This window comes from Sorangium sp. So ce327 (genome assembly GCF_051530205.1).
In the GTDB taxonomy this organism is placed as follows: Bacteria; Myxococcota_A; Polyangia; order Polyangiales; family Polyangiaceae; genus Sorangium; species Sorangium cellulosum_B.
The window spans coordinates 5,983,799-5,996,219 of sequence record NZ_CP150330.1; the positions used below are offsets into that span (position 1 = coordinate 5,983,799).

Here is a 12,421-nt window from a genome sequence, read left to right on the forward strand (position 1 = left end):
CCCGAGGAGGAGCTGAACCGGGATGGATCTGAGAGACTACGTTGTAGGGGAGGTGATGCACGAAGGGGCCGAGACCCGCGTGTGCCGCGCGGTCCATCGTCGCTCCGGCGACAGGGTGGTGCTCAAGCTCCCCGTGGCGGCCGCGCCGAGCTCGCGCGTGACGGGGCGCATCCTGCATGAGCATCACATCCTGACACAGCTGAGAGATGTGTCGGGGGTGGCACGGGCGCGGGAGCTCCTGCCGCTGGGCGGCACGGCCGCGCTGGTGATCGAGGACCCCGGCTTCCGGTCGCTGGATCTCGAGCTCGCCGAGCGCGGGCGCCTGCCGGTGGAAGCTGGGCTGAGGCTGGGAGCGCTCCTCGCTCGAGCCCTCGAGGCCGTGCACGCGGCAGGCGTGACACACAAGGACATCAAACCACAGAACGTGCTGGTCGACGCGGCGTATACGCAGGTCAAGCTGCTCGACTTCGGCATCGCCTCGTCGCTGCCGCTGGAGGCGACGGCGGCGAGCATCCCCGAAGGGCTCGAGGGGACACTGGCGTACATGTCGCCCGAGCAGACGGGCCGCACGGCGCGAGCGCTCGATCCCCGCACCGACCTCTACTCGCTCGGCGTGACGCTCTTCGAGGCGCTCTCGGGGCGGCTGCCGTTCACCGAGCGCGACCCGCTCTCGCTCGTGCACGCGCACCTGGCCAAGGAGCCGCCGTCCCTCGACGAGATCGCACCCGACGTGCCTCCGGGCATCGCGGCGATCGTGTCCAGGCTCCTCGCGAAGAACCCTGACCGGCGGTATCAGACGGCCAAGGGGGCAGCGGAAGACCTGGAGCGAGCGCTGCGCACGTGGCGCGAGCGCGGCGCGGTGGAGCGCTTCGCGCTCGGGGACAAGGATTTCTCGCAGAGGCTGCTGCTGCCCGACGTCCTCGTCGGGCGAGAGCAGGAGCGCGATCTCCTGGGCGCAGCCTTCGCCCGCGCCGCCGAGGGCGCGGCGGAGCTCGTGCTCATCGGCGGCCCGTCCGGAATCGGCAAGACGGCGCTCGTGCGCACCGTCTACCGGGACATCGCGCGCGCGGGGCGCGGGCTCCTGATCTCGGGCAAGCACGACCAGCTCGCGCGGTCGACGCCCTACGCGGCCATGGCGCAGGCGTTCGGGGCGCTGATGCAGCAGTGGCTGGCGAGCCCGAAGCCGACGCTCACGGCGTGGCAGGAGCGGATCAGGGCCGACGTGGGGGACAACGCCCGGCTCATCGCCGACGTGGTGCCGGAGCTCGACCTGATCATGGGCAAGCTCGCGCCGGTGCCGCCGGTGCAGGGCGAGCAGGTGCTCGCCCGCCAGAGGCTGACCTGGCTGAACTTCGTGCGGGCGGTCACGACGCCGAACGCGCCGCTCGTGATGTTCCTCGACGACATGCAGTGGGCCGACAGCGCCACGCTGGAGATCCTGAGGACGCTGCTGACCGACGCAGAGCGAAGAGAGCTCCTCGTGATCGCCGCGTACCGCGACAACGAGGCGCCCCCCGAGCACCCGCTGTGGAGGCTCGTGGCGTCGGTCGAGGAGAGCGGGGCGAGGGTGTCGAGGATGTCGGTGCACCCCCTGTCGGCGGAGCACGTGCAGGCATGGGCAGCGCGGGCGCTGAACAGCGAGGCGGCGCGCGTGGAGCCGCTGTCACGGGTGCTGTGGCAAAAGACGCGAGGAAACCCGTTCTTCATGGAGCAGCTGCTGCTGTCGCTGCACCGGCAGAGCAAGTTGGCGCGGGACCCGGAGAGCGGCGCGTGGCGCTGGGGCCAGAAGGAGATCGAGCAGGCGCAGGTGACCGACAACGTCGTCGCCCTCCTGACGGACAAGCTGCTCGAGATGCCCGAAGCGACACAGCAGCTCCTGGGGCTCGCGGCGTGCGCTGGGCACGCCTTCCACCTCCACGACCTCGAGCGGCTCAGCGGATGGGAGCGCGCCCGGGTGACCGGCGCGCTGTGGCCCGCCCTGCGGGAGGAGCTGGTGGTGCCGGCCGATGGAGCCTATCGGACCGCGCAGGCGCTGGGAGAGGCCGGAACCGGAATCGGAACCGGGACCGCAGGAGGAGCGCTCGACGCTGAATACCGCTTCTTGCACGACCGCGTGCAGCAGGCGAGCTACGAGCGGGCCCCGCCGGCGCAGCGCGTCCTGGCGCACCTGGAGATCGGCCGGCGGCTGTGGGCGCGGCATCGGACGCAGGGGGGCACACCGCAAGAGCTCCTGGAGCTCGTGCGGCACCTCAACCTGGGCTCGGCGCGGATGGACTCTGCAGGCGAGCGCGAGGCGCTGGCGCGGCTGAACCTCGAGGCCGCGCGCGCCGCGAAGGCGGCGAGCTCGTACCGGCTCCTCCTGAGCCTCGCCGAGACCGCGCAGGACTTGCTGGGCGATGACGCCTGGCGCAAGGACGCGCCGCTGTGCGCGGAGCTCGCGCTCGAGCAGATCGAGGGGGCCTTTCTGCTGCGGGAGTTCGACGACGTCGAGGCGCGGTGCGCGCGGCTGCTCGCCAGGCCGCTGCCGGCGCTCACCAGGCTCTCGGCGCACGAGATGCGCGTCCGCAGCGCCCAGGCGGCGGGCCAGTTCGCGCGAGGGGTCGAGCTCGGGCTCGCCGCGCTCACGGAGCAGGACATCGCATTTCCGGGCGCGGACGAGGCGCGCCGCGCCGCGCTCGTCGAGGAGTCCGCCGAGCTGGATCGGTGGTTCGAGCGCGACCCGGACGCGTTCGAACGGATGCCGCTCGATCCCTCCCCGGAGCAGGTGCTCATCGATGCGCTGACGATGCACCTCATGGTGTGCGCGGCGATCGGCGGTCAGCCGATGCTGTCCGGGCTCGTCATCGCCCGCGCCGTGCTGAGGGTGCGAGAGCGGCGCGCGCTCACGCCGGTCTCTCCCTTCATCATCGTTTGCTTCGCGAACGTGTGGTCGCTCAGCACGGGCATGTACCGTCGCGCCGCGTGCTGGGTCGGCCCCGGCGTGCGCGCGGCCGAGCGCGTCGCGTCGCCCTTTCTGGCAGAGTGTCTGTCCTTCCAGGGGCAGTACACGGCCTACTCCCGCCCTGCGGATGAAATGGGGCCCATCTTCGAGCGAACCTGCGCGACCGGCCTGAAGGTCGGCTCGTTCCAGGGGGCGAGCTGGGGGCTGGAAGGCGACCTGTTCTATTACCGAGTGTGGCGCGGCCAGCCGCTCGGGCAGCTCGAGGCGCACAGGGCGGCGCGCTGGGGGTTGATGCAGCGCGCGGGGACCGCGCTCGGGACGCACTATTTCGAGGCGATCGCGTCGTGGTGCGACCTCTTGACGACCGCCGACGGCGCACGGAGGCTCCTGTCGGGCGAGCCGCTCTCACGAGGATCGCGCTCCCTCCTGGCTGACGGAGACGGGATGGCAGCCGAGCTGGCGCGCATCCTGGAGGCGCACCTGTTCCTCGTCGCCGGCGCGTACCCGATGGCCCTCTCGCGGGCACGGGAGGCCGAGCAGTTCCGCGTGTCCATCTTCGGCTTCCCCCCGGTCACGGACATCCCGCTCTGGCTCGCGCTCGCGGCCGCGAGGTGCTGGCCGGAGGCCGCGGACGCGGCGGAGCGGGCGGGGCTCCGCGAGGAGATCGAGCAAGGCCTCGCGCGGCTGAGGTACTTCGCCGAGGGGAGCGCGGACAATTTCCTCCACAAGCTGCGCCTGCTCGAGGCCGAGCACGCCCGCGTGCAGGGCAAGACCGACGAAGCCATGGCCAGGTACGACGAGGCCATCGAGCTCGCGCGCGAGCAGCGATTCTTTCACATCGAAGCCCTGGCGGCTCAGCTCTGCGCCGAGTTTCACCTCGAGGCGGGCAGGCGCCGTATCGCAGCGGTGTACCTGCGCGAGGCCAGGGACGCGTATGCTCGCTGGGAGGCGCACGCCGTGGTGGCCCACCTGGAGGCGAGATGGCCGGCCCTGCTCCGTGCGCCTGCCCAGCTCGCGGCGGCCGATCGCCGCCGCACGACGGGCGTCGCCACGCTGACCACCACGGGGGTCACCGGCGGCGCTCAGCTCGACGTGAACACCGCGGTGCGCGCGGCGCAGGCGCTGTCGAGCGAGCTCGACCCGGAGCGGGTCGTCGGCCGGCTGATGGAGCTCGTGCTGGAGAGCGCCGGCGCGCAGCGCGGCGTCCTGCTGCTCGGCGAGGGCGAAGAGCTCTCGGTCGTGGCGCGGCTCTCGGTGGAGGGGAGCCGCATCGAGACGGGCCTGTCCGAGCCGCTCTCGCAGAGCTGCGAGGTGGCGAGGACGGTCGCGCATTACGTGGCGCGCACGAACGAGCCGGTCGTGGTGGACGACGCCAGGTCGGACGCGCGCTTCGCGGCCGATCCGTACCTGGCCGCGCACCCGGTGCTCTCGCTCCTGGCGCTCCCCCTGTCGCATCGAGGGCGCCTCGTGGGCGTGCTCTACCTCGAGCATCGCGAGGTGCCTGCGGCGTTCCCCGAGCAGCGGGTGGAGCTCCTGTCGGTGGTCGCCGCGCAGGCCGCCATCGCCGTGGAGAACGCGCTCCTCTACCGGGACCTGGAGGCCAAGATCAAGGAGCGCACCGTCGAGCTCCGCATCGCCAAGGAAGCGGCGGAGCGCGCCAGCCAGGCCAAGAGCGACTTTCTCTCCAGCATGAGCCACGAGCTGCGAACGCCGCTCAACGGGATCATGGGGTATGCCCAGATCCTGGAGCGAACGCCCGACGTCCCGCTGGCGTGGCGGGAGGGCCTGCGGGTCATCCAGAAGTCGAGCAAACACCTGCTCTCGCTCATCAATGACCTGCTGCACCTGGCCAAGATCGAGGCGGGCAAGATGGACTCCGTGCTGACGGAGTTCCGGTTGCCTGCGCTCGTGCGGACGGTGGTCGATCTGTGCCGGATGCGCGCCGAAGCGAAGGGGATCACGTTCTCCCATGAGCTGCGCGGTCCTGCGCTCCAGGCCGTCCGTGCCGACGAGAAGCGGCTGATGCAGGTGCTCTTGAACCTCCTGGGCAATGCCATCAAGTTCACCGAGCTGGGACGCGTGTGCCTCCATGTCGAGGTGCTGGAGGAGACCGTCGCTGCAGGGCGGATGGTGCGGTTCCGGGTCGAGGATACGGGTCCTGGGATCGCCCCTGAGCACCTGTCGCGCATCTTCGAGCCCTTCGAGCAGGTGGGGGAGCAGAGCGCGAAGAGCGAGGGCACAGGGCTCGGCCTCGCCATCACGAAGAAGCTCGTGCAACAGATGGGTGGTGCGATCGAGGTGCAAAGCGAGGTCGGCGAGGGCAGTGTCTTCACCGTGACGCTCCCGCTCGCCGAGGCGCAGCTCGCGACGAGCCCAGGCGAAGCCAGGGGGTGGGACACGATCATCGGTTATCCGGGGGAGCGCCGCACGATACTCATCGTGGACGACAATTCCGACAATCGCGCGGTGGTACGCGGGCTCCTCGGCCCGCTCGGCTTCGATCTGTGCGAGGCGGACGGCGGTAAGGAGGCGCTGCGCGTGGCCGCGCAGCGCGCGCCGGCGCTCATCCTGCTGGACGTGTACATGAAGGACATGGATGGCCACGAGACCGCGCGTCGCCTCAGGCTCATGCCAGAGCTCCGGCAAGTCGCCATCCTGGCCTCGTCGGCGAGCGTATCCGAGGCCGAGCGGCAGCGATGCGCCAGCGCCGGCTGCGACGACTTCTTGCCCAAGCCCGTCGTGGCGAGCGCGCTCCTGGACAAGATATCGCGCTTGCTGGGCATCGAGTGGCTTCGCCGCGATGAAGCCCCCGCTCACGATGCGCCGGGGAAGCAGCCCGAAGGCGGCGGCCACCTCGCACCGCCTCCGGCCGAAGAGCTGGCGCTCCTGTCGGCGCTCGCGAAGAAGGGGCTCGTCCACAAGATCGTGGAGGAGGCGGAGCGGATGGCGCAGCACGATCCACGGCTCAGACCTTGGATCGAGCAGCTCACGACGCTGGCACGCAGCTACCAGACCCGGAGGCTGCGGGACTTCGTCGGTGCGTACGGCCCAGGCGGCGCGGGCGGCGCCGACGGCCGCGCGGAGCCGCAGGGATCGACGTAGCGAGCGGCCCAGGTCGTGGGGACGATGCCAGGAATGGCGGGAGAGAGCCGCCGGGTCGCCCTGACCTTGGGTCCGGTCGCCAACCTGGGTCGGGTCGCCCTCAGCCTGTTGAGCGAGCCTCAGGAAGGGTGGTGAGCGCAGCCGGCGTGCTCGGCGCGACGCTGCGGTACCGATCGTGCCCAGGCGCCCTGTACAGCAGCACGCCGTCCTGGAGCCGCCCATCGGGCCGGATGAGCGGCAGGAGCCCCGCCCCCTGCTCTTCACCGCGGAGCACGTCGAGCTGCCACGCGGGCTCGACGCCTGCGGCCACGCGCGCCAGCCATGCCCGTCGGGCGTACCGCCGCGCCGCGCCGAGCGCGGCCAGCCCAAGCCCGAGGACGGCAAGGCGCGACGGCGACACCGCCACGGGTACCCCCTGTCGGGCGAGCTCCGCGCACGCTCCCCCGAGGAAGAGCCACACGCCCACGGTCGTGAGCACCCGATCGGGGCCGTCGTGCGAAGGATCCAGCCGCGCGCGCACGGCGCTCACGACGACGACGGCGTACGAGGCCCCAAAGACGAAGCCGAGCGGCCCCCCGAAGATGCTGCCGAACAGGGAGCCCCCAACGAGCTCCCAGAGGGCGCTGCCCATATCTCCGTGCCTGATGACGCCCATGCCCGCGAGCGACAGGCCGGCGTTGAGCGCACCAGCGAGCGCGCCGCCCCAGACGCACCGCAGCGACGCGACTCGGGCGGTCGTCGCGCGCAGCGCGAAGCGGACCAGGATCAAGCTGAGCAACGCCGTCGAGAGGGCCACCACCGCGACGGCACCCGGCTGGACCTCGATCTTGTAGCGCGCTGTCGGGATCCCCTGGACCGCGGGCAGCGCCGCCGCCGCCGCGAACGCGACGACCGCGGCGAGCACGATCCTGTCGGGCGTCAGCCAGAGGGGCGGGGACCAGGGAACGGGGGGCGTCGGGCGGTTCATGCGGCCTCCAGGGGCGCCGAGGACGCCCGGCGAGGGCGGGCGGGGGCGCGCTCCTGCTCTGACCCGTCATCCAGGCTCAGCCATGGAGCGCCTCGGGAGAGACTGCAACGTTTTTGAGGAGGCCCTCGGTGACGCCGCATCCCCACCTCGCCGACCGTCATCGCACCATCGACACGGTCGTTATCCCAACCTGGGGCGGGTGGACCGTTCGATCAGCTGCTCCACCGTCGCGATCTGCAGGTCGCGCGTCTGGGCCGTGAGCGAATAGAGCATCGCCTCACGGAAGAGGCGCTGCGCGGCGTGGTCGACGAGGTTGGCGCTGCCGCCGGTCGCAGCGACCGCGGCGTGCGCGGCCCTGACGCCCAGATCGATGCACCAGGCGCGGACGCGGACCGCGTGCTCAGCATGGCCATCCTCCTCCGGCCGGTCCGCCCATGCATCGACCTCGGCGCGGGCGGCCTCCCTCTCGTCCTCGAACGCCCGCGCGGCGCCCGCCAGGCGCGCGCTGCCGCGGCGCTCCGCCAGATCCGCGAGCAGGGCCGTGGCGGCGCCGGCGACGCCCAGGGAGAGCGCCGACGGCGTGAGCAATCCCGCCACGTCGCGGGCGGCCTGCTGCTCGCGCGTCAGCGTGGCGATCACCTGCTCGGGGCCGACGCGGAGCTCGCGCAGCGTCAGCGACACCGTGGCCGAAGCGTTCATCGCGCTCAGGCGGAGCGGCGGCGATGCCTCGATGGAATCCCCCGCCTGCAGCGGTGTCAGGACGTACATCAAGCGTCCGTCGGGGAGCGCGCCGGCGATGACCGCATCGTCGGCGATCCCATGGCCGGTCAACCAGGGCACGGTGCCGTCGAAGCGGAACCGGTCGCCGTCGGGCTCGACCCTGACCATCGGTGGGCCCGGGCGGCGGACGTGCGAGAAGCCCACGGTGCAAAAGCGCTCTCCGGAGGCGAAACGAGGCAGGGCGCGCTCCTTGAGCGCCTCGTTGTCGCCGCGCGCGATGAGCGGGCACGCGGCGGCGTGCTGCATGTGGACGAACGCCGTCACACCGCAGGCGCCGGCGAGGATCTCCAGGACCTCGCGCGCCACCCGCGGCGGGGCGCCGTGGCCGCCGTGGCACGCTGGCGTCGCGATCCCGAGGAGACCTGCGCCCGCGAGGGCGCGGATGTGCTCTCGGGGAACCGCCGCGGCCTGATCCGTGGCGTTCGCCGAGGGGGCGAGCACGAGCGTCGCGAGCCGGCGGGCGCGCTCGATCAGCGCGGCGGAGCCGGACGTGGCGGGCGGCGTGGGCGATCCGGGGGACATGCGAAGGGAGTGTAGGCCGCGGCGGCGACGCGACCCAGCGACCCGACCCGGCGCGGCGCCGACAGGTGTCATTGCCCGAAACGGTCGTTCGCCTCTCCGAGGTCGTTCACGCCATCGCTCCCCTGCCGGAGCGACCGCGCGGAGGAGAAGTTGCGCGGATCGCTGTCGAAGGAGGTGCCGCCGCTGGTGAGCGCGAAGACCATGCCTTCGTGGCCGACGTCGGCTGTCAGGCTTTTTCCTGGCGCGGAGACCGCGAGATCCGCCCTTCCATCGTTGTTGTAGTCGCCCGCGCGGAGCACCTCGCCGAAGTGATCGCCGTTCCCGTAGAACTCGTCGCATATCGGAGCGAAGAGGAAGGCCCCCAGGGAGCTCTCCTGAGTCCAGTGCCTGCGGGAGAGGATGGATAGCCCGCCGGAGATGCCGTAGAGGATATACGCCGCGCCATTCCCCGAGTACCCTGCTCCCGACTCGTACGGCGCGCCGATCACCAGATCGTCCCCGTGCTGCCCGTCGAGGTTGCCGGTGGCGAGCGCGCTACCGAACCCGATCAGCTCGTTCCCGGGGTTCCCCAGGAAGGACGGGAAGAAGCGCTGGCTGCCGAGGGTCGACAGCCCGTCGCTCGTGCCATAGACCACGCTCACGGATCCCTGAGGTGCGTCGTATCCGCCGAGCACCGGCACGAAGTCCTCGGGCGCGCCGACGGCGAGATCCGCGAACCCGTCGGCGTCGAAGTCTCCGGCGGCGAGCGCGGCGCCGAACTCGTCGCCTTCGTTGGACGGCCCCGGCAGCTCGTGGCCCTGTCGGAGGATGTAGAGGTCCCTCGCCGCGAAGCCGGACGCTGTACCGTAGAGGAGCGTGACGAGGCCTCGCGAGTACCAGTCGCTCCCGATCGCGAGGTCGTCGTAACCATCGCCGTCGAAATCGGCGGCGGCGAGCGTCGAGCCTGCCAGGAAGATGGTGTTCGAGGGACAGATGCTCCCCTGGGGCGCAAGGCAGCGCCGGAGGGTGCCCGCCTTCCCGTACCCCAGCCCCTGGGGCGTGGCCGAGCCATAGATGATGTTGACGCCGCCAGTTGGGTAGTCTTCCCCCGGCGCGCCGACGGCGAGGTCGTCGATGCCATCGCCGTTGAAGTCGCCCGACGCGAGCGCGGCGCCGAACCTGTCTGCCTTCTCCGCGGTCCCGGCCACGCCGGTGGAGTCCTGGGTGATGAGCTGCGCTTTCGCGTTGCCATCCATGCCGCCCGGCCGGAGCCCTGCCGCGAGGAAGCCTTGGGCCGGGAGGCCGTAGATGATCGCCACCGCTCCTGCCGCGAACAGTCCATCGACATTCCGGGACGGGACACCGATCGCCAGGTCGGTCCACCCGTCGGCGTTGAAATCGCCCCAGGCGACCACCTTGCCGAAGTTGTCCCACGCCTCCGGCGCGACGCCTGCGATCCCGAGCGAGCCGGCAGCGAACGACTGATCGGTGCGTCCGGTGCCCCCGGCGCCGGTCGCGGAGACACCCTGGCTCGATCCATAGATCACGTGGACCACGCCTGCGTCCTGCGCGGCGCTCACGTCTTCGGCGTGAGCCGACACGACGAGATCGGCATACCCATCGTGGTTGAAGTCTGGCTCTGCCGCGTGCGCCGCCGCGCTCGACCAGAGCACGCTCGCCGTCACGAGGAGCGCCGCGGCGCCGCGCCGGGGCAGCGCATCCGGGGCCATGGGACGATGGAGGCTCGGCGTCGCAGGCGCCGGCGAAAGAGGCGAAGGGACGAGGGGAAACGCGCGCTCGGTCATCGTGATGTCTCCAGGTAGATCGCGGCGTGCGTCGCGCTGCCCGCGCGCGCATCCACGTGAGAGCAGCGGTCAAGCAATCGTCGCGCCGCTGGGACCTGCGGGCCTTCAGGTGGGGAGACTGCGCGGCCGGCGCCTCGGCCCCCTGCCCTCGCGGCCACGGAGAGTCGCCCTGGATTAGCATGGGTTCGATGGCGCGAGAAATCTGCGACGTGTGGCGAGGGTATCGGACGAAGGCATGGCTCTCGGGCGGCGGCGCGCGCCTCCATCCGCTGGAGGCTGCAGCCTCCTTTCAACGGCGCCGATGCAGCCTGAAGCCACCGGTTCCCGGCCGTCCAACGATGCTCCTGGACGCGATGGCCGCCGAGACGGTGCACTCGCTTATCGACAACCACATGCTGCCGAGGGCGCCTCTGGCCTCAAGTAGCCATGGCTCGGCATACCGTTAGTATACCGCGTGGGCCGCAACCTGCTCGACTTGAGATGGCGAGGGTGTCGGTGGGACACCGGTCGCCTTGGCAGCTTCCTGCGCATCCCGTTTGGCGGCCGTCTGCCGATACTCCTTGGCCTCGGGAATGCTAATAAATTCGATCTCACCATGAAGTTTTCGAACGATGAGCGTGAGCTCCTCAAGATCGATCCTAAAAAACTCCTTTCGCTCGTTCACAAGATTGACTCGCCGATGATGAAACTCGCGATGGAGCGCGCTCTCCAGGGCAGGAGCATCATCCGACCTAATCATCGCGTGAACGTCGAACTCGAAGGGAACGGAGGCGTCCCCAAGCTCCTTGATTCGGTCCATCGGCTGCAACCGTCGCGTCATACCAATCTTATAGACATGTTCACCGAAGGACCCAATATTGGAAATAATGTAAACATTACCGCTGCGCGTCATTTGAGCCTGTGAGATTGCTCGCTCTTTAATCACCTTCGCCTCCGCGAGCCGCTGCTGAAGCTCTTCGATCTGGCTCAGGAGCTTCTGCTGCTTCGCACCGGCTGCCCTCTGGACCTCCTCTTCCGCCTTTCTGAGCGCTTCGGCGTACCGCTGCTCTTCCCTCTCGGCCTCCTGCTTCGCCTTCTCCATCTCACGGATCGCGATCTCTTCCTCTCGCATCTGCTCCTTGATGCGTCGCTGCTCCTCTTTCTCAGCCTGCACCTTCTCCTCGTACTCGTGCGACAGGTAGAGCTCTTGAAGCTTCAGGTCGAGGTACGCTTTGGTGATCTCACATTGCTGCACGCTCGCGAGGCCATTGATCGCCTCCCATGCCTTGGCGATACGCGCCTCCATCACGTTGACGTTCTTGTAGTTGACCTTGGCCACAGCGGCGTCGCATTCACCGTTAAATGCACGCAGCATCAACTTGAGAGTCTGATTGTTTTGCTTACGCCCCTCTGCAACGCTGCCGTTGACGGTCCACTCCGTCCGTGCCACCGCGGCCTTCTTGCTCTTCAGCATATCCTTCTGAAGGTCACGGATCTTCTCCAACCGAGCCTGGTAGCGCTCCGAGGTCGAGAAGGTGTAGCGAGACCTGTAGAACCCGAAGGACTGAAGATCGGCGGCTTCATCAAGCGCGGCGAGTTCGGCGCGCCGCCGGCCAATCTCGGCCTGGAGGCCGGCGAGCTCGATTTCCCCTTGCTGCCGCTGAACCTGCAGGCCGTGGACGGCCTGGTTTAATTCGGTTCGGGTGTTGCTAATCTCCGCCTGCGCCTGCGCACGCTCCGTCGCCATCTGCGCCAGCACGCGCTGCCGTTCCGCATCAGCGTCGACGACTGGACGGAACCGATCCAGCAGGGCGGAGTGTGTTGCTGACAATGCGCGGAGTCGAAGAACGACCAGAACCAGGCCGACGACGGCGGCAACGAGGAGAAGTCCCAGCAGCGCTTCCATGTTGACGACACCTCCGAAGATATGGCTCGTGGAAGCCCCACATGCGGCTCTCCATGCCCCACCGCAGAGTCTAGCGATCCAGCCCTGCGAGTAGAAGCGCCTCTCGAGGCTCGTTGGCCGGCAACCTCAGTCCAGGGATGCGGAGGCGCGCAGCGCACCCACAATCGTGTGATTCTCGCCCCTGGCGGACCACATTCGCATGCCTTGTCCGAGAAAGACAGACAGCGGAGCGGGGCGTGGTACACGCTGGAGTGGTTTCTTGTCCGATGGAGCGCCGGCATCCTCGCTCGGGCTGACGAGCTGACAAGGCGAACCGCCCGGACGCGTACTGTACCGAGGCCCCGCCCGTGGTGAGCCTCATGCACTCACAACGGGACGATGTCGCAATATCCGCCCCACGTATGCCCGCTCATAGCCGCAATGATGAGCCCGTTCGCGTC

At 69.7% G+C, this 12,421-nt stretch carries 5 protein-coding genes; 1 reads left to right on the top strand and 4 read right to left on the bottom strand.

Annotation, left to right across the window (positions count from 1 at the left end):
- The first annotated feature begins 22 nt into the window (after positions 1-22).
- A complete protein-coding gene (locus tag WME95_RS22455) occupies positions 23-6,043 on the top strand; it encodes an AAA family ATPase (RefSeq protein ID WP_437910492.1) in 6,021 nt (2,006 codons plus the stop codon).
- 100 nt (positions 6,044-6,143) lie between these two features.
- On the opposite strand, the gene WME95_RS22460 is transcribed toward WME95_RS22455, so the two are convergent.
- From WME95_RS22460 to WME95_RS22475, 4 genes are all read right to left on the bottom strand, one after another.
- Positions 6,144-7,010, bottom strand: coding sequence for a hypothetical protein (locus WME95_RS22460; protein WP_437910493.1), 867 nt, complete (start codon positions 7,008-7,010; stop codon positions 6,144-6,146).
- A gap of 180 nt (positions 7,011-7,190) precedes the next feature.
- Complete coding sequence (locus tag WME95_RS22465; RefSeq protein ID WP_437910494.1) at positions 7,191-8,312, bottom strand: acyl-CoA dehydrogenase family protein; 1,122 nt, start codon at positions 8,310-8,312, stop codon at positions 7,191-7,193.
- Between the two features lie 68 nt (positions 8,313-8,380).
- Positions 8,381-10,021 carry a hypothetical protein gene (locus WME95_RS22470; RefSeq protein ID WP_437910495.1) on the bottom strand — a complete coding sequence of 547 codons (1,641 nt, stop codon included), beginning with the start codon at positions 10,019-10,021 and terminating at the stop codon, positions 8,381-8,383.
- A 517-nt stretch (positions 10,022-10,538) separates the two neighbouring features.
- Entirely contained in the window at positions 10,539-11,981 is a 1,443-nt protein-coding gene (locus WME95_RS22475) for a DUF4041 domain-containing protein (protein ID WP_437910496.1), read from the bottom strand.
- Positions 11,982-12,421 lie beyond the last annotated feature (440 nt).